We start from the raw sequence: 20,809 nt of genomic DNA on the forward strand, positions 1-20,809 counted from the left end.
GTTTTGCAACAGCCCATCACGCCAGGGACGGGGTCAGATCAAAGTCGCCCGCATGGTAGATCAGGGGCTGGTGAGCGCTGCGCTCGCAGTGGGTAACTTCACCGATAAAGATCAGGTGGTCGCCGGCCTCATGGACGGCATAGGGCTTGCATTCGAACCAAGCGCTGCAACGATCGTCGTCCAGCATGGGCAAACCTCGCGGTGAGCGTTTGAGCGGGTGATCCCGAAAGCGCTCAGCGTGCTCTCCCCAGGCAAATCGCTTGGCCAGCGCTAGCTGACTGGCCCCCAAAACGTGAATCACGTAACCGTCACCCTGCACAAAATGCGGCAGGGATTGAGAACGTTTGGCCAATGACCACAAGACCAGAGGCGGGTTCAGAGAGACGGAGTTGAAAGAACTGACGGTCAGGCCAACGGCCTGGCCTGGAACGTCTTTGTTGGCGCCGGTCACGACCGTCACGCCTGTGGCGAAACGGCCGAGTGCCGAACGAAAGAAATCACTATCGAAAGTAGAAGAAAAAACAGTCATTGCATCGAGTCTGACGGGAGGGCACCCCCAAAGGGTACATTACGGAGCCAGTCGGCTCACCTGCCAATCAGATGGGTCCTTGCGGTCGAACACCAGCCTGTCGTGCAGGCGCGAGGCGCGGCCCTGCCAGAATTCGACGTGGTCTGGAGTCAGTCGGAAGCCACCCCAGTGTTCAGGGCGGGCGGGATGTTCACCTAAGCTTTCAGTGTACTGCTTGGCACGTGCATCCAGCTCGGCACGACTGATGGGCTGGCTTTGTGGCGAGGCCCAGGCGCCAATGCGCGAGCCCAGAGGGCGGCTGTGGTAATACTCGTCCGATTCGGCCGCGCTGATACGACTGATACGGCCTTCAAAGCGCACTTGACGCTGCATGGAGGGCCAGAAAAAGGACAGGCTGGCCCATGGGTTGTGGTCCAGCTCCGTACCTTTGCGAGACGTGTAGTTCGTGAAAAACACCAGCCCTTGTTCGTCGTAAGCTTTAAGCAGGACCACACGCGCCGATGGGCGGCCGTCGGCACCTACGGTGGCCAGGGTCATCGCATTGGGTTCAACTTCCTTCAGTTCAATGGCCTGATCCAGCCAGCGTTGGAATTGCTGGCGAGGATCGGCACATAGTTCATCTTCGCTCAGGGAAAAGCGTTCGTACTCGTTACGCAGATCGGCAAGGGACATGGGGCGCTCTTAGGCTTGTTGAGGATTAAGCAGTGCAGTGTGACTCTGTAGCAATTGAACCACTGATTGCAGGCGTTTATCCAGAATTTTAGAGCGTTGCAGCGCCGAGGCGGTTTCCATGACGTATTCAATGCAAGGGCCATTGGTGCCCTGGGCCGAATACACCACTTGTCGCAGTTGCTCGTCGGGCATGCGGGGAACGTAGGCATCGGTCTTGCGATTCATGGTAAAGACCAGTGCACGAATATCGCCCTGGCTGGTGCGGCAGCGCAACCAGCGGGGAATGTATGCCCCGCTGGGCATCTCGCGCAGCCACAGGGCATCGAATACCTTGGGCACGCTTTCAGCAGGAATACGAAACGCCATGCCCCGGCACGATCCGCCCACATCCAGGCCAAACACCAAACCGGGTTGTTCAGGAGTGCCGCGGTTGATCCGTGACCACAGGCACAGCGCCCGGTGATAGCCGCGCAGCAGGGCCTGGCGTTGTTCGGCGAACTCAAAATCGGGACGCCAGATCAGGGAACCGTAGCCATAGACCCATAGGTCCTGCTTTTCACACCACTGCACCTCTTCCAGGGATTGACGCAAAGAGGCGTTGCGCTCTTCGTCGGTCAGGACACGGAAGCTGCACGGTGTGGGTACGGCGGAAGGCGAGGCGGAAATAGAATCGATGTTCACGGCAAAAAAGGGGGAAAGCCAAAATCACAGATGCTTGAAACCTATGACGATTGTAGAACAAGCACAGTCCACTGTAGCGGGCTTTCTCGCTGATAACTAAGGAAAAATACTAATTTGCTTATATGAGTGTTGCTATTTGGCAGGGACCCGTCAAGCCGCCAGGGCATAAGGCCTGTTTCACGGGCTGTGCAGGCGAAATTAGACGTAGAATTATCCATTAGCCTTGGTGCAGACCTTGCTGTTGATGGCCTGGTCGAGCAAGGCAAGAGGGATATGGGGCGCCGCAGGCGCCCCTGCCTTGTGGTGGAGACATGCTGGCCTGCAGGCTGGCGTTCTGCACGGGTTTGGTCGCAACGGCCAGTGATGGACAGAGGGCATGACAGAGCAGCACAACATGGATGCCGAACGCCGTTTCGGCGGTTTGGATCGTTTGTATGGAGCCGGCGCGCGCGAGCGTCTGGCTGCCGCCCATGTGATGGTGGCCGGCATCGGCGGCGTGGGAACATGGGCCGTGGAGGCGTTGGCCCGTTCTGCGGTGGGCCGGATTACCCTGATCGACCTGGACAATATTGCCGAGTCCAATATCAACCGCCAGTTGCCTGCATTGGACAGCACCTTGGGGATGGCCAAGATTGACGCCATGGCCCAGCGCATCAGGCAGATCAACCCGCACTGTGTTGTGCAGTTGATTGAAGATTTCGTGACCGAGGACAATGCGGCCAGCCTGATGGAGCAGCGTCCTGACGTGTTTCTTGATTGTACGGACCAAGCCAGTGCCAAGATCGCGCTGATCTTGCAGGCCCGTCGTCTCAAGGTGCCCTTGCTCAGTTGTGGCGGTGCCGGGGGCAAGACCGATCCCTTGAGCTTGCGCCGGGGAGATTTATCGGTGGCGCGCCATGACGCCCTACTTGGCAAGCTGCGTCAGATTCTGCGCAAACAGCATGGCTTTGCCCGAGGCAGTGATGCACAGGGACGGGCCTTGAAGCGCGTGCCTCGCATGGGAGTGGATTGCCTGTGGTTCGAGCAGGAAACCCGCCTGCCGCAAAACTGGACTCAGGCTGAGGATGGGGCGTTGCAAGGGTTGGCCTGTGCGGGCTATGGCTCCGGGGTGACCATCACGGCCAGCATGGGCATGCTTGCGGCCGATTACGCCTTAAGCCGGATCTTGAACCAGTAAGGCATCCTGCCAGCCGCGCAGGGCGTTCGAGACCCGGATCGCACGGGCATTGAGCAAGGCGTCCAGGGAAATCTCGGTTTCACGTGCCAGACCGCTGTTAAGCAGGGCCTGCCGTTGTACACCGGGCAAGAGCCAGCCGTGGGCTGGAGGGGTCCACCATAGGCCCTGCTCATCCTGAATATAGATGTTGCTGCGGCTGCCCTCGCATACCCGATTTTGCGTGTCCAGAAAAATGACATCAAAAAGCTGGGGGTTTTGTTCCAGCAGGGCACTCGCTTCCTGATACCAGGGCCGATGCGTGGTCTTGTGCGAGAGCAGCGGGTCCAGTGCGGGTAGTGGGGTGGGGGACAGGCACAACTGCAAGGGCCCCTCCAGTGCAGGCAGGGGTTGGGCCTGGGCATGGGCGCTGGCCTGCGCACTCCAGAGTATGCGCAAGCGCAAGGGAGTATGGGCGGGGGCCTGGCCCAGAGCCTGGTGCATGGCTTGCAGCCAGGTTTGCGCATCCCAGTCGTAGCCCAGCTCTGCACAACTTCGCGCGACACGTTCCAGGTGCAGTTCCAGCAAGGGAATCTGGCCGTCAGCGTCTACTCGCAATGTTTCTATCAGCTCAGGTTTGCTTTGGCTCATGATGCTGCCTTTAAGTCAGTGTTACAGGGGCTTGCAGGACCCGTGCTTTCCACAGGCACTCCAGCCACTCCTGGTCCGGGTCTGAGTCCAGTACGATCCCTCCGCCCACCCCAAAGACGCCCTGGCCGTGCATGTCCAGCTCCAGGCTGCGGATGCTGACATTCAGGGACAGGTCGCCTGCGGGGCTGAGGTAGCCCACTGACCCACAGTAAATGCCACGGCGCTGTGGTTCCAGCTTGCGTATGCATTGCATGGCGGCCAGCTTGGGGGCGCCCGTAATAGAGCCGCAAGGGAACAGGGCTCGCAGCAAGGTTTCCAGGCGGCAGTCCGGGTCTACTTCAGCCTGAATGCTGGAGGTCATGGTCCAGACCGAGGCGTATTGCTCAACATCGAACAAGCTGGTGGTTTGTACGCTGCCGGTGCGGGCGACTTGTCCCAGATCGTTGCGCAGCAGATCGACAATCATCAGGTTTTCAGCCCGGTCCTTAATGCTGTGCTGCAGTTCCTGGGCGTTTTGCTGGTCTTGAACCGGGTCCGTATCGCGGGGGCGCGTGCCTTTCATGGGCCGGGTACGCACGATATTGCCTCGTTTTTCCAGAAACAGTTCGGGCGAGAGCGACAAAATATGGCGATCCCCGATCTCCAGGTAGGCGGCATAGGCGACAGGGTGACGAGTGGCCAGAGCCGTATACAGATCGCGTGGGACCATCTCCGACTGGATACGCAGGGGCATGGTGTAGTTGATCTGGTAGAAATCCCCGGCTTGCAGGCCTTGCTGGACCTGGGCGAGCGCATCCCGATAGTTCTGCTGGCTGAGCTGCAACTGGACGCTCAGTTCAGGCACGACCTGGCTGTCCCACAAATCGACTTCCTGGGCGCCTTGGAATACCAGGGCATTGAGCGGCGCATGTTGGGTTTGTTCACGGGCGGGCAGACGCGGCTCGAACAGTTCGGCCAGCTCATAATCCAGGGCCAGAGCCACCCAGTGTCCCGCTTGCCGGGCATGTTCTATTTGTTCAAAAGCACGACCTAGCTCTTCAGGGCTACGGGCCTGGATATGGCCCACATAGCCCTGCATTTCCAGCGCATAGCCTTTTAGTCTGTCTTCAAATCGGCCATACATGCGCCGTGTTCCTTTAAAAATTGAGCCAGAGCCATGCCGGTATGCGAGGCACGGTTGGCCTGGACCTGATCGGGGGTGCCTTGCACCACCAGTCTGCCGCCGCCTGAACCTCCCTCGGGTCCCAGATCCACGATCCAATCGGCTTCGGCAATCAAATCCAGATTATGTTCAATCACCAGCACCGTATGGCCTGCATCGACCAGGCGGTGCAAGACCACAATCAGCTTTTCCACATCGGCCATGGACAGGCCCACGCTGGGCTCGTCCAGTACATAAAGCGTGTGAGGGGCCTTGTAGGCGCGTCCTGTACGCGTGATGCCTTCGTCCAGGCGGGCCTTGACCAGTTCGCTGACCAGCTTGACGCGCTGCGCCTCGCCGCCCGACAGAGTGGGGGAGGGCTGACCCAGAGTCAGATAGCCCAGCCCCACGCTTTGCATCAGTTGTAGGGGGCGCAATATTTTAGGATGGGCAGCAAAGTATTCAACCGCCTCGTCCACATCCATTTGCAACAGCTGGCCGGCGGAAACGTCGCGCCAGGTCACCGCCAGTGTTTCCGGATTGAAGCGCTGGCCGTGACAGGCGTCACAAGGCACCTTCACGTCCGGCAGGAAGCTCATTTCCAAGGTGCGCATGCCCTGGCCTTCGCACAAGGGGCAGCGACCATCGCCGGTGTTAAAGGAGAAGCGTGAAGCGCTCCAGCCGCGCAGGCGGGCATCGTTGGTATTGGCAAACAGTTTGCGTACTTCATCCCAGAAGCCGATGTATGTGGCCGGGCAGGAGCGGGGTGTTTTGCCAATCGGGGTCTGGTCCACTTCCAGCACGCGGTCCAGGCTTTCCCAGCCGCTGATGCTGGAGCAACCCTGCCACACAGGCTTTTCTTTGCTGCCGACAACGCGCTGCAAATTATCCAGCAGCACATCGCGGGCAAAGGTGGATTTACCGGAACCCGAGACACCGGTGACCAGACTGAGCTTGCCCAGCGGAATACCGGCCTGGACCTTGTTCAGGTTATGCAGGCTGGCATCGTGCACCGTCAGCATGGGCGCATCGGCCTGAACGGGACGGCGCGCCTGCATGGGGTGTTTAAGCGGCTCGCGCAAATAGCGGCCAGTCAGCGAATTGGGGTTGGCCTCGATTTCTGCCAGCGTACCCTGGGCGATGACTTCACCGCCACGTTTACCGGCACCGGGGCCCATATCAATAATGTGCTGGGCACGGCGTATGGTGTCCTCATCGTGCTCGACAACCACCAAAGTATTCCCATTGCCTTCCAGACGCGCCATGGCGTTCAGCAGAATCTGGTTGTCGCGCGGGTGCAGACCAATGGTGGGTTCGTCCAGCACATAGCACACGCCTTGCAGGTTCGAGCCCAACTGGGCGGCCAGACGGATACGTTGGGCCTCGCCACCCGACAAGGTGGGGGCGGCACGATCCAGTGCCAGATAACCCAGGCCCACTTCATGCATGAAGTCCAGACGGCTGCGGATCTCGTTCAGGATATCGCGGGCAATGTCCGCTTCACGACCACTCAGGTTCAGGTTGCCGAAAAAGGTTTGTGCCTCATCCACAGGCAGGCCGGCCAGCTTGGCAATAGACTGGTCGCGCCATTTGAACGCTAAGGAAACGGGGTTCAGACGCTGACCGTGGCAGCTCGGGCATTCCACCGCCTCGCCTTCATAACCGTTGTTCCAGCTGTTTTCTTCGCCGGTTTGATCCTGATCGAAGCCGGTCAGTTTCAGGCCGGTACCGAAGCAGTCCTTGCACCAGCCGTGCTTGGAGTTGTAGGAGAACATCCGGGGGTCCGGCTCGGGAAAGCTGGTACCGCAGCAGGGGCAGGCCCGTTTGACGGAGAAGTGCTGCTGACGGGCGTTGGACAGTGGCTTGCCCTGGCGGCGCTCGTCCAGCGACAGGCTGCCCGAAGGCGTCAAAGGGGCCAGCACGCTAAAGGAGCCGTGGCCCAGTTCCAGCGCATCGCGGATAGCCTGACGCAGTTGTAGCTCGTGGCGCGGATCAACAATCAGATCAGCCACCGGCAGTTCCAGCGTGTGCTCGCTGTAGCGATCCAGGCGTGGCCAGGGGGTCACGGGGATGAATTCGCCGTCGACGCGCAAATGAGTATAGCCCTTGCCCTGAGCCCATTTGGCCAGGTCGGTGTAATAGCCTTTGCGGGCGGTCACCAGCGGGGCCAGTAAACCAATATGCTCGCCCTTGTGGTCGCGCAACAGTTGGGCGGCGATCTGCTCGGCCGTTTGTGGTGCGACCGGGACTTGGCAGTCCGGGCAGTACTGGGTGGCCAGTTTCACATACAGCAAGCGCAGAAAGTGGTGGATTTCCGTCATGGTGGCCACCGTGGACTTGCGTCCGCCGCGGCTGGTGCGCTGTTCAATGGCGACCGTAGGCGGAATGCCATAAATCGCATCGACATCAGGCTGGCCAGCTGGCTGAACAATGGCGCGTGCGTAAGCGTTCAGGGATTCCAGATAACGGCGCTGACCTTCATTAAACAAAATGTCGAAGGCCAGGGTGGATTTGCCAGAACCGGACACCCCTGTCACTACCGTGAAGGTGTTGTGCGGGATGTGAACCGAGATGTTTTTCAGATTGTGCTCACGGGCATTCAGAATGGCGATCTGGCCATCGTTGCTGCCGCCTGAGCGGGCCTTGTAATCTACCTCGGGTTCCTGAAACAGGGCAGCGCCTGCGCCCAGAATAGCGTGTTCGTACTCTTTGAGGGCCTGGCCAGTGTGCGATTGGGCCAGCGCCATGATGTCGGCCGGTGTTCCTGCTCCCAATAACTGGCCGCCGTGTTCGCCCCCCTCAGGGCCCAGATCAATAATCCAGTCGGCAGCGCGGATCAGGTCCAGATTGTGCTCGATGATCAACAGACTGTGACCGGCGGCCAGCAGTTTGCGGAAGGCGCGCATCAGGCGGGCAATGTCGTCAAAGTGCAGGCCGGTTGTGGGTTCGTCGAACAGGAACAGATTGCCTTTTTTGGCGACCTTTACCTGGCTCAGGCGGGTGCGTGAGGCCTGGGCCAGATAGGCGGCCAGCTTTAGACGCTGTGCTTCACCGCCCGAGAGCGTGGGCACGGGCTGACCCAGTTTCAGGTAGTCCAGACCGACATCGGCCAAGGGAGCCAGGCCCGTTTGCACGTCGCGCAGGCCTTCGAAGAATTCCATGGCCTGATGCACGGTCATGTCCAGTACCTCGTCAATCGAGGCACTGCGTCCGAAGTGTTCAATACGCACTTCCAGCACTTCGGGGCGGAAGCGCTTGCCATCGCAATCCGGGCAGCGCAGGTACACATCGGACAGGAACTGCATTTCGATATGTTCAAAACCGGTGCCACCGCAAGTCGGGCAGCGGCCATCACCACTATTGAAGCTGAAGGTACCCGGCGTGTAGCTGCGTTCTTTGGACAGTGGAGCCTGGGCGAACAGCTTGCGGATCGGGTCAAAAGCGCCCACATAGCTGGCCGGGTTGGAGCGTGCCGTCTTGCCGATAGGTGTCTGGTCCACCATCACCACTTCGGCAATCTGCTCGGCGCCCAGCAGGGCGCCGTAAGAACCAGGGGCTTCTGTCGGTTTGCCTTGTTGTTTCAGGATGGCCGGGTAGAGCACGTCCTGGATCAGTGTGGATTTGCCTGAACCGGAAACGCCGGTCACGCAGACCAGACGGCCCAGCGGAATGGACACGGAGATATGGCGCAGATTGTGCGCACTGACATCTTCCAGCAGCAGGCGCGGGGTATTGTCGGCCACCGGCATGGGGCGGGGCGATTCGATGCTCAGCTCGCCACTCAGGTAGCGGCCTGTCAGCGTTTCCGCGCCGCGCAAGGCTTGGGGCGAACCATCAAACAGAATCTGGCCACCGCGCTCGCCCGGGCCGGGGCCCATATCCAGAATACGGTCGGCAGCCACCATCACTTGTGGGTCGTGCTCGACCACAACCAGCGTGTTGCCATTGCCGCGCAGACGGTGCATCACTTCAATAATGCGGTGCATGTCGCGCGGGTGCAGACCAATCGACGGCTCGTCCAGCACGAACAAGGTGTTCACCAGCGAGGTGCCCAGCGCCGTGGTCAGGTTGATACGCTGTACTTCACCGCCAGACAGGGTGCGGCTTTGGCGGTCCAGGGATAGATAGGACAGGCCCACATCGCACAGATAATCCAGACGGGACAGGGTTTCTTTCAAGAGCAGGTCGATGGCCGCATCGCGTGCGTCGCCAAAGTGCAGGCCACCGAAAAACGTGCGCACGTGCTCGATAGGCAGGCGCATCAGGTCCGGGACGCTCAGGCCGGGCATGGCATCCAGTTGTTCGCGCAGCCAGTTGGAATGCACGGGCATGAAACGTGGGTAGCGGGAATCGGCGGGGGCGGCCTGATCGCCCACACGCCACAAGCTGGCTTCGGGTTTCAGACGAGAGCCGGCGCAGGCCGGACAGGTGGTGTAACTGCGGTATTTGGACAGCAACACACGCACATGCATTTTGTAGGCGCGTGATTCCAGCCAGTCAAAGAAACGTTGGGCGCCGTACCACTGGGTTTTCCAGGCTTGATTGCCACCCTTCCAGTCCGGGGTGCCATTAATCACCCAGTCGCGTTCTTCCTGGCTCAAGTCCTTCCAGGGCACGGACAGGCGCACGCCAGCAGCCGGTGCATAGCGCTCCATTTCCACTTGGCATTCTTTGTAGCTGGCCGTCTGCCACGGGCGGATCGCGCCTTCCAGCAGACTTTTGCTGGGGTCGGGAACCACTAATCCGTAATCAATACCCATCACCCGACCAAAACCGCGGCAGGTGTCACACGCGCCCAAGGGCGAATTGAACGAGAAGGTACTGGCAACCGGGGTACTGTATTCAATATCGCATTGGGCACAATGCAGGCCCTGGCTGAAACGCCAGGCGGTCTCGGGACCTTCTGCGCTGGCGGAGGCATAAACAGTCAGTTTGCCCTGACCATGGCGCAAGGCGGCCTCGATCGCTTCCATGAAACGCTCAGGTTCGACTGTGCTGGCACGGAAGCGGTCCTGAATGACATACAGAAGCTTCTGTTCAGTCGATGTGGCTCTGGCACTCTTGCCTTTCTTGGGGCCATCACCGCTGGCGGTGACCGTATGGGTTTCCTCGTGATGCAGGCGGGTGTAACCCTGCTGATGCAGCAAGGTTTCGATTTCTTCTTGCGTGAAGTTGGCGGGAACCTTGACCGCAAAGGTCAAAACCAGACGAGGGTCGTCATGGTCGGCTGCCAGTTTGCGAATTTGCTTGGCGATGCTGTCGGCATTGTCGCGGCGTACCGGCTGAGCACACTGGCGGCAATACAGCTCGCCCAGGCGGGCATACAAGAGCTTGATGTAATCGTTCAGCTCCGTCATGGTGCCCACCGTGCTGCGTGAATTGCGCACCGGGTTCACCTGATCGATGGCAATGGCGGGCAAAATGCCCTCGATGCGATCGACCTGGGGCTTGTCCATGCGATCCAGAAACTGGCGCGCATAGGGGGAAAATGTTTCCACGTAGCGCCGTTGGCCCTCGGCATACAGGGTGTCGAAAGCCAAAGAACTTTTGCCCGACCCCGATACGCCTGTAATAACCAGTAACTCGCCCGTTTTTATACGTACATTCAGATTTTTCAGAGTGTTCTGGCGGGCGCCAAAAATGCGGATTTCTGAGCTCATGGCAGGGTCGGCTTTCTGGAGATGGCAGGGTAAGGAAGCGGCAGGGGAAAGGCCTGGCAAACAGGCCTCATGCGCCAGTTGGAGCGGTACATGTCAGCAGGGTGTTGCCGGGGATGCACACTCTAGCCTTTGTATCTTAACGCGGATTACGGTAGAATTTCTGGTTAGCTATTGCGCTTTTGTCGGGATCATCCGGCAGGGCTTACATTAAGATCGGAGATCACCATGGCGGAAATCAAACGCACTCGCCGCAACACGCTGGAGCGTCGTTGCCTGGGTAAAGCATTCAAACGTCTGTTTGTGCGCGCACCCAAGGGCGTTTTCAAAATGCTGGAAAAAGTCAAGCGCGTCTAAGTGCCTGACGTAGGCAGTGTGCAGACGAAAACCTGGTTTTCCTTCCTGCATTCACCGCCAGCAGCAAAAAAACCACAGGCGTGCCTGTGGTTTTTTTGTGCGTGACCGGTTTTGCTTCCGGCCAGGGCAGGGCGGTGTGAATACTGCACGGCACCGTGTCCCGCTTGGCTTATGATGGTGTCATTGTGATGCAAAAATAAAACCTTGCCTGCAACCCTAATCAATACAGGTAATGGCATCTTTTGGGGACATCCGCTCATGGAATGGCGTCATTTATTCACCGTCCTGACACCGAGTTATAACCGCGCCCATACGCTGGAGCGGGTATATCGTTCCTTATGTGAACAAACTTGCCAGGATTTTGAGTGGGTGGTGGTTGATGACGGCTCCACTGACGGCACCCGGGAGCTGGTGCAAGGCTGGCAGCAGCAGGCCCCTTTTCCGATTCGCTATGCCTGGCAGGAAAACCGTCACAAGAAAGCCGCTTTCAATCACGGGGTGGCCCTGGCACAAGGCGAGCTGGTCGTGGCGCTGGACAGCGATGACACCTTGCTGGTCAATGCGCTCTACGATATGGCTCAGATCTGGGCTGACATTCCACTGCAGGAGCGGGCAGGTTATGCCGGCATTACCGGCCTGTGCGTGCGTCCTGACGGTAAGGTCGTGGGCGATATGTTTCCCAAAGATGTATTCGATGCCAGCGCCTTGGATATAAGCTTTCGCTACCACGTGCGGGGCGAAAAGTTCGGCTGCTTGAGTACCGCCGTGCTGCGCAGGTTTCCCTTTCCCGATCAAATTGATGGCTTTGTACCTGAAAGTCTGGTGTGGCGGGCGATTGCCCGTGCGGGCTACAAGAACCGCTTTGTGAATACCGTGTTCCGCGTCTATCACGACAGTCCCGACTCTTTGTCGGTACAAGGCAAGACCAGCCAGCAGCACGCACTGGGTTTGTGGCTGCTGGCGCAGGATACGGTGGTGAAATGCTTGCCCTGGTTTCGCTACGAACCCAAGGCGTTTTTGATGGCCGCTGCGCGTTACACCCGCTTTGGGCTACACCTGCGGGCCAGTGGTCGTACACCACCAGCAGGCTATGGGCTTGAAGGGCTGGCGTCCTATCTGCTGGTGGCCCTGATGTGGCCGGTGGGGGCCGCGCTCTATCTGCGTGACAAGCGACGGGCCTGAGCGCAATTAGTGCAGGGTGTGACCATGCACGCCCGGCTCGGGGCTGTCATCATCATCGTCGTCCTCGTCCTCGTCCTCGTCATCGGTGTCGTCTTCGGGGGCAAAGGCGTCCTCGCCCAGCGCAAAGGGCAAGAGCTCTTCCAGTGTTTCGGTCCAGGCCACTTCTTCGCCCTCTTCGTCCACTTTGATAAAGCGCACCGGCTCAGCATCGCTCAACTGAATGGCCCACAGATAGCGGCAGGCGTAGACGGCTTTGTCTTGTGGGGCCAGCCCACCGCGGTTGCCTACGATACGGGCCTGTTCGCCACCTATTTGCACGACCGTGAATTCGTTTTCGTCTTCGTCTTTGTCCAGCGGCATGGCAAAGATGACCCATTCAAAACCGGTTTCTTCTGCGCCCACGATCTCGGCCAGCACAGCCCGGCCCAGATAGGCGCTTAGCGCATCGGCCGTGCGACCCAGGGTTTCGATCTCTTCCGTGGTAAATACAAGTTCGGGGGCGTCAGATGTGGGCATGGCGTTTTTGGATTGTCAGCAAAAGTGAGTATATTACCCGAGACAGGCCTGCACTCAGGCCCGGTGTTTGGTTCTGGGTCCGACAGAAGCCTGCCTTTTGGGCGCCAAACGCCTACAATCCCAGTTTTCCGAACACGACCTGTTTTTCCTTTTTAGGTTTATATGGCTCAATACGTTTATTCGATGAACCGCGTGGGCAAGATTGTGCCGCCCAAGCGGCAGATTCTGCGCAATATCTCCTTGTCTTTCTTTCCAGGTGCCAAGATTGGTGTGCTGGGCCTGAACGGCTCGGGTAAATCCACCTTGCTCAAGATCATGGCCGGCGTAGATACCGAGATCGAGGGCGAAGCCGTCCCCATGGCAGGGATCAAAATCGGTTATCTGCCACAAGAACCTCAGCTGAATCCAGAGCACACGGTTCGTGAGGCTGTGCAGGCCGGTCTGGGCCAGGTTTTCGAGGCACGCCAGCGTCTGGAACAGGTCTACGCCGAATACGCCGAGCCCGATGCGGACTTTGACGCTCTGGCCGCCGAGCAGGCCGAGCTGGAAGCCATTATTGCGGCCGCCGCGACCAGCGGTGCGGACGATATCGAAACCCAGATGGAAATTGCGGCCGATGCGCTGCGTCTGCCACCTTGGGATGCCTCCATTGCAAACCTGTCCGGTGGTGAAAAGCGTCGCGTGGCCCTGTGTCAGTTGCTGCTGTCCAAGCCCGACATGTTGCTGCTGGACGAGCCAACCAACCACCTGGACGCGGAAAGCGTGGACTGGCTGGAAGTGTTCCTGCGCCAGTTCCCCGGCACCGTTGTGGCAGTAACCCACGATCGTTACTTCCTGGATAACGCCGCCGAGTGGATTCTGGAGCTGGACCGTGGTCACGGCATCCCCTGGAAGGGCAACTACAGCTCCTGGCTGGAGCAGAAGGACGATCGTCTGAAGCAGGAAGAGGCTTCGGAAAGTGCTCGTCAGCGCACCATCAAGAAAGAGCTGGAGTGGGTACGTCAGAACCCCAAGGGGCGTCAGGCCAAAGCCAAGGCGCGTCTGGCCCGCTTCGAGGAACTGTCCTCGCACGAATACCAGAAGCGCAACGAAACCCAGGAAATCTTTATTCCGGTGGCCGAGCGTCTGGGTAATGAAGTGATTGAATTTGAAAACGTCAGCAAGGGCTATGGCGATCGTCTGCTGATTGACAACCTGAGCTTCAAGGTGCCAGCCGGTGCCATCGTTGGGATTATTGGCCCTAACGGTGCCGGTAAATCCACCTTGTTCCGCATGCTGGCTGGTAAAGAGCAGCCGGATTCGGGTACGGTCAAGCTGGGTCAGACGGTCAAGCTGGCGTATGTCGACCAGTCGCGTGATGCGCTAGAAAATGACAAAACTGTTTTCGATGCGATTGCTGACGGGGCAGATCTGCTGACCGTGGGTCGCTTTGAAATGCCATCGCGTGCGTATCTGGGGCGCTTTAACTTCAAGGGTGCGGATCAGAACAAGATTGTGGGCAATCTGTCGGGCGGGGAGCGTGGTCGTTTGCACCTGGCCAAGACGCTGATTGCTGGTGGCAACGTGTTGCTGCTGGACGAACCCTCCAATGACTTGGATGTGGAGACCTTGCGTGCGCTGGAGGATGCTCTGCTGGAGTTTGCCGGCTCGGTCATGGTGATCAGCCACGATCGCTGGTTCCTGGACCGCATCGCTACCCATATCCTGGCGTTCGAGGGCGATTCGCAGGTTGTATTCTTTGACGGCAACTATCAGGAATACGAGGCAGACAAGAAAAAACGCCTGGGCGAGGACGCTGCCAAGCCCCGTCGTATCCGCTACAAATCCCTGAAATAAGGAAGGTGCCATGCCTGTGCTCAATGCCCATCAGTCCGTCGTCTTGATTGTTGATATGCAAACGGGTCTGTTGCCCGCCATTGCAGACCACCAAGCCTTGGTCGAACGTGCCGGGAAGGTGGCACAGGCGGCTCGCCTTTTAGGGGTGCCGGTTCTGGCAACCGAGCATTGGGCTGAGAAAATCGGCCAGACCGACGCCTCCCTGCTACCGCATATTGATAAAGTGCTGCATAAAACGCACTTTGATGCCACGCGTGAGGCCGATTTCCTGCCTGCCTTGCCGGTAGGCCGCCCACGAGTGTTGTTACTGGGTACAGAGTCTCACGTGTGTGTGTTACAAACTGGCCTGGGTTTGAGTGAGCGCGGGTATGAACCCGTGTTGGTCGGCGATTGTGTGGGCTCGCGTCATCCCGAGTCCCGGCAGGCAGCCTGGGATCGCTGGGCGATGCATGGATTGGAGCGCGTTAGCGCCGAAATGGCCCTGTTTGAATGGCTGGAAACACCGGCCAACCCGGCTTTCAAATCAGTTCTGGCCCTGATCAAAAAAATGGATTCCTAGCGAAATTACATCTGTTGCGTTGCCTAACAATAGGATCTGGACTAATTTGCTCCGCAGGGTGAAGATAGACTTTAATGCCGTGTCGAGCACGGATACTTCACGGAGGTTAACGGATGAATATGACGACTATCACTAAAGTGGGTTTGGCCACGGTTCTGGCCGTCGTGATGGCGGGCTGCTCTTCCTGGGATGGGATGAGCAAACGTCAAAAAGGCGCCGTAACGGGCGCGGGTCTGGGCGGTGTGGCCGGTGCGGTCATTACAAATGGTGGTGTGCTGGGCACCGTGGGTGGGGCTGCGATTGGCGGCGTCATCGGCGATCAGATCGGCAAGAACCGCTAAACTCAAATTTGCCGGACGAGCTGAAACGCTCGCCAGCGTCAAAAGCCTCAAGGTACTGGGAATCCATCCCGACCTTGAGGCTTTTTTTATGTGGTACGCAGCAAAAGCTCGAGGCTTTATCGGTAGCCGTCCTCATCCATCATGGATCTATACCACTGGTGAAAATGTTTCATCCCGTCCTCGAGCGGAGACTGGTAGGGGCCCACTTCGCAGACTCCTCGTTCCATCAGGGCGCGACGTCCGGCATCCATGCGCTCCGCAATCTCGTCATCTTCCACGGCTGTTTCCATGTACGCCGCGCGCTGTGCATGCACAAAGTCCCGTTCAAAAGCCACGATCTCTTCGGGATAGTAAAACTCCACCACGTTCAAGGTCTCCTGTGGGCCCTTTGGGTACAGGGTGGACAGTACCAGTACATGGGGATAGATCTCGATCATGTGGGTGGGGAAATAAGTGACCCAGACAGCACCGAAATCTGGCGCTTCGCCTTGGCGGTAGGCCAGCAGACTGTCGTGCCATTGGCGGTAGGTGGGCGAACCGGGATGGGCTAGGGCCTGGTGTATGCCCACACGCTGCAAGCTGTACCAGTCACTGAACTCCCATTCCAGATCGTCACAGGTGACGAACTGGCCCAGGCCGGGATGGAACGGGGCGACGTGATAGTCCTCCAGATAGACCTCGATAAAGGTCTTCCAGTTGTAGTTGCACTGGTGAATTTCGACATGATCGAGCACGTAGTCCTGAAAGTCGAATTCTGGCCGGCTGAACAAGGCCGCCATATCCCGGGCCGGATCCCGTGACCCTTCAAACAAGAGGCCGTGGCAGTCGCGTAAAGGATAGCGTTCCAGGTTCAGACAAGGTTTGTCCTTGAATCGTGGCGCGGCCAGTAAATCACCCTGGGCACTGTAGGTCCAGTTGTGCAGGGGGCAGACAATATGGCCGCCTGTACTGCTCAGGGAGCCGTGGCTGGCCTGATTGGGCTGGCCGGGCATGCCACCCAGCATCAGGGCCTGGCGATGCCTGCAGACGTTCGAGAGCAGTTCTACGCCGTGTTGGCTGCGTATCAGGGTACGGGCAGCATTTTCCTGAATCAGGGTGCGCCAGTCGCCGGGTTCGGGAACGAGCTTTTCATGGCCGACATACAAGGCGGACTGTTGAAAAATGCGCTCTTGTTCACGTTCAAACAAAGCGTGGTCGAAATAGGCGCTAACAGGAAGCTGGGGGTGAGCGGGCACAAGACGTTTCATCTGACCGAGATCGGTCATGATTCCCTCCGCATAGGTCAATAAGCCAGGCCTGGATGGGCGTTTGATGGCCTTAACCACCATCTCTGGCGCGAAGAAAAATCGGAACTGGCCGATTACCAAGGCGAAATTGTACCTTATCTATTAGCCACCTAGCCGCAAGATGGACGGCGTTTGGCGGGTTTTACGCGCGTTGCCGTGCGAAGCAGACAGCCAAGAAAATGGCCATCCCAGGGGATGGCCATTTCAAGCAGCAAGATGGTGTGTGCCGGGTGCGCTTTATTTGTTTTCCATGGCACTGGCATCGATCTGCGGCATTTCGATTTTGACTTCCAGCACTTCCAGCGAGTCCTGGCGATCAAGGTTCACCTTGATGTCATCGGGATTAATCTTCACGTAACGTGAAATGACTTCCACCAGCTCTTTTTGCAAGCGGGGCAAGTAGTCAGGTGCAACCCCACCTTGACCGCGTTCGTTGATGAGGATTAGTTGCAGACGGTCTTTGGCGACCGTTGCCGACGTTTTCTTGTGACCGAGCAGGAAGGACAGGAAAGACATATTACTTTCCTCCGAACAGGCGCTTGAACAGACCTGGCTTTTCGTAATCCACAAAACGCAACGGTTTCTCTTCACCCAGGTAACGATCTACGATGTCCTGATAGGCTTGGGACACATCACTTTCCTTGATATGGATAACAGGTACTCCTTGGTTGGACGCTTGCAGTACGGTTTCCGATTCCGGGGTCACGCCAATCAGTTTGATACGCAAGATATCTTCGACGTCTTGCAGGGACAGCATTTCACCATCCGAGACACGTTTGGGGCTGTAGCGGGTCAACAGCAAGTATTCTTTGATCGGTTCTTTGCCTTGCTCTCCACGTCGCGATTTGGCCGCCAAAATCCCCAGAATGCGATCCGAGTCGCGCACCGAGGATACTTCCGGGTTGGTCACTACCAGGGCATCGTCCGCAAAATAGGAGGCCATCAGTGCGCCGGTTTCGATACCGGCAGGCGAGTCGCAGACAATGTATTCAAAACCCATGCCCTTGAGCTCTTCGAGCACCTTTTCCACGCCTTCGCGGGTCAGTGCATCTTTGTCGCGTGTCTGGGAAGCGGGCAGGATGAACAGATTTTCCAGCTGCTTGTCACGGATCAAGGCCTGGTTCAATGTGGCTTCGCCCTGGATCACATTGACGAAGTCGTACACCACGCGTCGTTCGCAACCCATGATCAGATCCAGGTTGCGCAAGCCGACGTCAAAGTCGATGACCACGGTCTTGTGACCGCGCATCGCAAGACCAGATGCAAAACTGGCACTGGTGGTGGTTTTACCCACGCCGCCCTTGCCGGAGGTCACTACAACTATACGCGCCATGACAATCGGATTCCTTTGTTTTTCAAGTCACATAATCGTAAAGCATAACGGGCCTGATGTTGACATCCGTTGTGCCGCTTAGCCTACTGCTTAGAAACAAAACATATCAATTGCTTTGTTCGGTGTCAGCTTACACGTTTGTTTTCACGCTTGCTTGCCTGCCCGTATCTATTTGTCGGGGTTCAGCTCAGCCAGGCAAAAAGCAGCCTGCCCGGTACGGTCACAACCTGACCGGGTAGGGGCGGGTGGGAACGATTCCACCAGGCAGCGCTGCGTGTGTATTGCTCTTTATAAAAAGCGCCGGCAAAAGCCGGCGCCTGTTACTGCTAGGAGCTCAGGGGATCAAACCTGAGCGTGTCTTCTTCCAGTGTCACCATGACCGGCTTGTTGCGCAGTTGCGCGTCCAGCCGGGTCTCGATGATGCGGTACACACCGGCAATCGCAATCAGCTCCGGGTCCAGTTCGGTCGTGAAGATGCGTGCCTTGCTGTCACCCCGGGCGCCTGCCATGGCTTTACCACGCAGTGGACCATACACATGAATATTGCCATCGGCCACGACTTCGGCCCCCTGGCTAACCGCACCAATGACGATCAGGTCTGTGTGACGGGCGTAAATCCGTTGACCGGAACGTAACTGGCGGTGGATGGTCAGGGCTGCCGGGGCAATAGCCGGCGGTGGCGGGGCGGCCGCTGCAGGAGCTTCCTGCGTCGTTGTTTGCGAGAGCACCGGAACTTCCTTGTCCGGGGCCGCCTGTGTTTGTGGGCGCGCCGGAGGATTGGACAGTTCCACCTGGGGCAGACCGCTGTCGATGGCGTTGTCTGCGTGATCGGCATGCGCAATGACGCCTACCGGGTGCAGCTTGTGCTGGCGCAGCGCCTCGATCAGGGCTGACCAGTCCACAGGCGCATCGATGCCGCTGGCATCAATCACCACCGGTTCGTCCTCGAAAAAGGAGCCGGCATCTTTCATGCGTTGCGCCAAGGCGGCTAGCTGCTCGGCCGTGTCGGCCGAACGCAACACCACCCGTACGGCATACAAGGTGGCACTTTTGAAATCCAGGGCCTGAGGCCCTTTGGCATACGTCTGATCGTTCACGTCAATAGCCTTAGACCCAGGTGTCTTTCAGAGTCGTGGTGCGGTTAAGAACGGGTTTTTCGGCCGTGGAGTCGACACGATCCGCCACAAAATAGCCCAGGCGTTCAAACTGCCAGCGGGCGTCGGGCGTTGCCCGGGTACCTGGCTCCAGCCAGCCCTGAATCACGCGCAGCGAGTTGGGGTTGATGTGCTCCAGAAAGTCCTGGTCGGCCGCATCGGGCTGAGGATGGGCAAAGAGGCGGTCATAGAGACGAATTTCGGCGGCCACCGCATGTTCGGCACTGATCCAGGTGATATTGCCCTTGACCTTGACCGAGTCTGCGCCAGGGGTGCCACTTTTGGTGTCAGGCAGGTATTCCGCCAGCACCTGGGTGACATTGCCTTGCTGGTCCTTGACGCAGCCGGTACAGCGCACGACGTAGCCGTATTTCAGACGCACGGTATTGCCGGGGAACAGGCGGAAGTACTTTTTGGGCGGCTCTTCCTTGAAGTCCTCGCGCTCAATGTACAGGCGACCCGAAAAGGGGAACTCGCGCTGTCCGGCTTGCGGATTGTGCGGATTGCGCGGTGCATGGCACAGCTCGGTTTGCCCTTCCGGGTAGTTCGTAATGATCAGTTCGATCGGGTCCAGGATCGCCACGCTGCGATCGGCCACCGGGTCCAGATCATCGCGCAGTGCTTGCTCGAGCAGACTGTAATCCACATGCTGGGCGGCTTTGGATACGCCCAGGCGGTCCGTAAACAGACGGATGGCTCCGGGACTGTAGCCGCGGCGACGCAAGCCGGCCAAGGTAGGCATGCGGGGGTCGTCCCAGCCTGAAACATGGTTTTCCTGAACCAACTGACGCAGTTTGCGCTTGCTGGTGACCACATAGGACAGGTTCAGCCGCGAGAACTCGTACTGCTTGGGCAGGGGTTCGGACAACTGGCCCAGCTCGACCAGCCGCTCCAGAATCCAGTTGTAGAACGGACGCTGGTCTTCAAATTCCAGAGTGCACAAACTGTGCGTGATTCGCTCGAGCGCATCTTCCACGGGGTGAGCCCAGCTGTACATCGGGTAAATGCACCACTTGTTGCCCGTGCGATGGTGTTCGGCGTGGCGGATGCGGTACATGACCGGGTCACGCATATTGATATTGGGCGAGCCCATGTCAATCTTGGCACGCAAGGCCATGCTGCCATCGGGATGCTTGCCCTCGCGCATCTCGCGCAAGAGCCGGATGGATTCCTCGGCGGGGCGGTCGCGCCAGCGCGAGTTCACTCCCTTTTCGGTCAAGGTGCCCCGGTTGGCACGCATTTCCTCGGCGCTTTGCTCGTCCACGTAGGCATAGCCGGCGTTGACCAGTGCCTCGGCGAATTGGTACATGTAATCAAAGTAGTCGCTGGCAAAGTACAGGTTCTCTTCGTTTTTGAAGGTCCAGTCAAAGCCCAGCCATTTGACCATGTCGATAATGGCGTCCACGTACTCCTGTTCTTCTTTTTCGGGGTTGGTGTCGTCAAAACGCAGGTGGCAGGCCCCCTGGTAGTCGCTGGCCAGTCCGAAGTTCAAACAGATGCTTTTGGCATGCCCAATGTGCAAATAGCCGTTGGGCTCGGGGGGGAAGCGCGTACGAATGCGCGCGGCATCGACAGCGGCCCCTTCCTGGGTGCTGGCCGGGCCCGGCTGGCCGGCCCAGGATTTTTGTGCGTAACGGCCAGCGCTCAGATCCTGGTCGATGATCGTGCGCAGAAAATTGGAGACGGGAGCGGGAGTGGTGTCAGAGGTCATACACGTTTGAAATAAAGAAGCCGACGGACTAATCGGCCATTTTGCCACGT

18 protein-coding genes are annotated in these 20,809 nt (G+C 58.4%); 6 read left to right on the plus strand and 12 right to left on the minus strand.

Features of this window, described 5'->3' with window-relative positions; genetic code table 11:
* Positions 1 to 16: 16 nt before the first annotated feature.
* From ACOZ42_RS03315 to ACOZ42_RS03325, 3 genes are read right to left on the minus strand one after another with little or no spacing between them, the layout of a single operon-like run.
* Complete coding sequence (locus ACOZ42_RS03315; protein ID WP_003803602.1) at positions 17 to 529, minus strand: flavin reductase family protein; 513 nt, start codon at positions 527 to 529, stop codon at positions 17 to 19.
* A gap of 39 nt (positions 530 to 568) precedes the next feature.
* Positions 569 to 1,201: a pyridoxamine 5'-phosphate oxidase gene (pdxH, locus tag ACOZ42_RS03320; protein WP_003803601.1), complete on the minus strand. Its 633-nt coding sequence runs from the start codon at positions 1,199 to 1,201 to the stop codon at positions 569 to 571.
* 9 nt (positions 1,202 to 1,210) lie between these two features.
* Positions 1,211 to 1,882 carry a gamma-glutamylcyclotransferase gene (locus ACOZ42_RS03325; RefSeq protein WP_003803600.1) on the minus strand — a complete coding sequence of 224 codons (672 nt, stop codon included), beginning with the start codon at positions 1,880 to 1,882 and terminating at the stop codon, positions 1,211 to 1,213.
* 376 nt (positions 1,883 to 2,258) lie between these two features.
* Here ACOZ42_RS03325 and ACOZ42_RS03330 point away from each other — a divergent pair, with 376 nt between their 5' ends.
* Positions 2,259 to 3,059 carry a tRNA threonylcarbamoyladenosine dehydratase gene (locus ACOZ42_RS03330; protein ID WP_003803599.1) on the plus strand — a complete coding sequence of 267 codons (801 nt, stop codon included), beginning with the start codon at positions 2,259 to 2,261 and terminating at the stop codon, positions 3,057 to 3,059.
* On the opposite strand, the gene ACOZ42_RS03335 is transcribed toward ACOZ42_RS03330, so the two are convergent.
* From ACOZ42_RS03335 to uvrA, 3 genes are read right to left on the minus strand one after another with little or no spacing between them, the layout of a single operon-like run.
* Positions 3,036 to 3,686 (minus strand): aminotransferase class IV, encoded by a 651-nt coding sequence (locus ACOZ42_RS03335; RefSeq protein ID WP_003803598.1) that lies wholly within the window; start codon positions 3,684 to 3,686, stop codon positions 3,036 to 3,038. The genes ACOZ42_RS03330 and ACOZ42_RS03335 overlap by 24 nt on opposite strands.
* 10 nt (positions 3,687 to 3,696) lie before the next feature.
* Positions 3,697 to 4,809, minus strand: coding sequence for an aminodeoxychorismate synthase component I (gene pabB, locus ACOZ42_RS03340; protein WP_003803597.1), 1,113 nt, complete (start codon positions 4,807 to 4,809; stop codon positions 3,697 to 3,699).
* Entirely contained in the window at positions 4,782 to 10,487 is a 5,706-nt protein-coding gene (gene uvrA, locus ACOZ42_RS03345; protein WP_426345542.1) for an excinuclease ABC subunit UvrA, read from the minus strand. Before uvrA ends, pabB begins: the two co-directional genes overlap by 28 nt.
* Positions 10,488 to 10,712: 225 nt before the next feature.
* Between uvrA and ACOZ42_RS03350 the strand changes: the two genes are divergently transcribed.
* On the plus strand, positions 10,713 to 10,841 hold the full coding sequence (locus ACOZ42_RS03350) for a hypothetical protein (RefSeq protein WP_003803595.1): 129 nt from the start codon (positions 10,713 to 10,715) through the stop codon (positions 10,839 to 10,841).
* Between the two features lie 258 nt (positions 10,842 to 11,099).
* On the plus strand, positions 11,100 to 12,023 hold the full coding sequence (locus ACOZ42_RS03355; protein ID WP_426345543.1) for a glycosyltransferase family 2 protein: 924 nt from the start codon (positions 11,100 to 11,102) through the stop codon (positions 12,021 to 12,023).
* 6 nt (positions 12,024 to 12,029) lie between these two features.
* On the opposite strand, the gene ACOZ42_RS03360 is transcribed toward ACOZ42_RS03355, so the two are convergent.
* Positions 12,030 to 12,539 (minus strand): hypothetical protein, encoded by a 510-nt coding sequence (locus ACOZ42_RS03360; protein WP_426345544.1) that lies wholly within the window; start codon positions 12,537 to 12,539, stop codon positions 12,030 to 12,032.
* A gap of 162 nt (positions 12,540 to 12,701) precedes the next feature.
* On the opposite strand from ACOZ42_RS03360, the gene ettA reads away from it, so the two are divergent.
* The 3 genes from ettA (at position 12,702) to ACOZ42_RS03375 (ending at position 15,275) form a co-directional block, all read left to right on the plus strand.
* Positions 12,702 to 14,375, plus strand: coding sequence for an energy-dependent translational throttle protein EttA (ettA, locus tag ACOZ42_RS03365; RefSeq protein ID WP_426345545.1), 1,674 nt, complete (start codon positions 12,702 to 12,704; stop codon positions 14,373 to 14,375).
* Between the two features lie 10 nt (positions 14,376 to 14,385).
* Complete coding sequence (locus tag ACOZ42_RS03370; RefSeq protein ID WP_426345546.1) at positions 14,386 to 14,934, plus strand: isochorismatase family protein; 549 nt, start codon at positions 14,386 to 14,388, stop codon at positions 14,932 to 14,934.
* A gap of 113 nt (positions 14,935 to 15,047) precedes the next feature.
* Positions 15,048 to 15,275, plus strand: coding sequence for a glycine zipper 2TM domain-containing protein (locus ACOZ42_RS03375; RefSeq protein ID WP_003803588.1), 228 nt, complete (start codon positions 15,048 to 15,050; stop codon positions 15,273 to 15,275).
* A gap of 116 nt (positions 15,276 to 15,391) precedes the next feature.
* Here the strand turns inward: ACOZ42_RS03375 and ACOZ42_RS03380 are convergent, their stop codons facing one another.
* The 5 genes from ACOZ42_RS03380 to ACOZ42_RS03400 all read right to left on the minus strand — a co-directional run bounded on the left by ACOZ42_RS03380 (position 15,392) and on the right by ACOZ42_RS03400 (position 20,759).
* Positions 15,392 to 16,540, minus strand: coding sequence for an aromatic ring-hydroxylating oxygenase subunit alpha (locus ACOZ42_RS03380; protein ID WP_003803587.1), 1,149 nt, complete (start codon positions 16,538 to 16,540; stop codon positions 15,392 to 15,394).
* 258 nt (positions 16,541 to 16,798) lie between these two features.
* Positions 16,799 to 17,077 carry a cell division topological specificity factor MinE gene (gene minE / locus ACOZ42_RS03385; protein WP_003803586.1) on the minus strand — a complete coding sequence of 93 codons (279 nt, stop codon included), beginning with the start codon at positions 17,075 to 17,077 and terminating at the stop codon, positions 16,799 to 16,801.
* 1 nt (position 17,078) lies between these two features.
* Positions 17,079 to 17,894: a septum site-determining protein MinD gene (gene minD, locus ACOZ42_RS03390; protein ID WP_003803585.1), complete on the minus strand. Its 816-nt coding sequence runs from the start codon at positions 17,892 to 17,894 to the stop codon at positions 17,079 to 17,081.
* A gap of 326 nt (positions 17,895 to 18,220) precedes the next feature.
* Positions 18,221 to 18,991: a septum site-determining protein MinC gene (gene minC / locus ACOZ42_RS03395; protein ID WP_003803584.1), complete on the minus strand. Its 771-nt coding sequence runs from the start codon at positions 18,989 to 18,991 to the stop codon at positions 18,221 to 18,223.
* Between the two features lie 10 nt (positions 18,992 to 19,001).
* Complete coding sequence (locus ACOZ42_RS03400; RefSeq protein ID WP_131071314.1) at positions 19,002 to 20,759, minus strand: glutamine--tRNA ligase/YqeY domain fusion protein; 1,758 nt, start codon at positions 20,757 to 20,759, stop codon at positions 19,002 to 19,004.
* Between the last annotated feature and the right edge of the window lie 50 nt (positions 20,760 to 20,809).

This window comes from Alcaligenes sp. HNGD-HTN06, from assembly GCF_049932565.1.
Lineage (GTDB): Bacteria > Pseudomonadota > Gammaproteobacteria > Burkholderiales > Burkholderiaceae_B > Alcaligenes > Alcaligenes ammonioxydans.

Bases quoted from the DNA above. Each gene is read 5' to 3' on its own strand.
- ACOZ42_RS03315 (WP_003803602.1), bottom strand. From the start codon at position 529: ATGACTGTTTTTTCTTCTACTTTCGATAGTGATTTCTTTCGTTCGGCA.
- pdxH (WP_003803601.1), bottom strand. From the start codon at position 1,201: ATGTCCCTTGCCGATCTGCGTAACGAGTACGAACGCTTTTCCCTGAGC.
- ACOZ42_RS03330 (WP_003803599.1), top strand. From the start codon at position 2,259: ATGACAGAGCAGCACAACATGGATGCCGAACGCCGTTTCGGCGGTTTG.
- ACOZ42_RS03335 (WP_003803598.1), bottom strand. From the start codon at position 3,686: ATGAGCCAAAGCAAACCTGAGCTGATAGAAACATTGCGAGTAGACGCT.
- pabB (WP_003803597.1), bottom strand. From the start codon at position 4,809: ATGTATGGCCGATTTGAAGACAGACTAAAAGGCTATGCGCTGGAAATG.
- uvrA (WP_426345542.1), bottom strand. From the start codon at position 10,487: ATGAGCTCAGAAATCCGCATTTTTGGCGCCCGCCAGAACACTCTGAAA.
- ACOZ42_RS03350 (WP_003803595.1), top strand. From the start codon at position 10,713: ATGGCGGAAATCAAACGCACTCGCCGCAACACGCTGGAGCGTCGTTGC.
- ACOZ42_RS03355 (WP_426345543.1), top strand. From the start codon at position 11,100: ATGGAATGGCGTCATTTATTCACCGTCCTGACACCGAGTTATAACCGC.
- ACOZ42_RS03360 (WP_426345544.1), bottom strand. From the start codon at position 12,539: ATGCCCACATCTGACGCCCCCGAACTTGTATTTACCACGGAAGAGATC.
- ettA (WP_426345545.1), top strand. From the start codon at position 12,702: ATGGCTCAATACGTTTATTCGATGAACCGCGTGGGCAAGATTGTGCCG.
- ACOZ42_RS03370 (WP_426345546.1), top strand. From the start codon at position 14,386: ATGCCTGTGCTCAATGCCCATCAGTCCGTCGTCTTGATTGTTGATATG.
- ACOZ42_RS03375 (WP_003803588.1), top strand. From the start codon at position 15,048: ATGAATATGACGACTATCACTAAAGTGGGTTTGGCCACGGTTCTGGCC.
- ACOZ42_RS03380 (WP_003803587.1), bottom strand. From the start codon at position 16,540: ATGACCGATCTCGGTCAGATGAAACGTCTTGTGCCCGCTCACCCCCAG.
- minE (WP_003803586.1), bottom strand. From the start codon at position 17,077: ATGTCTTTCCTGTCCTTCCTGCTCGGTCACAAGAAAACGTCGGCAACG.
- minD (WP_003803585.1), bottom strand. From the start codon at position 17,894: ATGGCGCGTATAGTTGTAGTGACCTCCGGCAAGGGCGGCGTGGGTAAA.
- ACOZ42_RS03400 (WP_131071314.1), bottom strand. From the start codon at position 20,759: ATGACCTCTGACACCACTCCCGCTCCCGTCTCCAATTTTCTGCGCACG.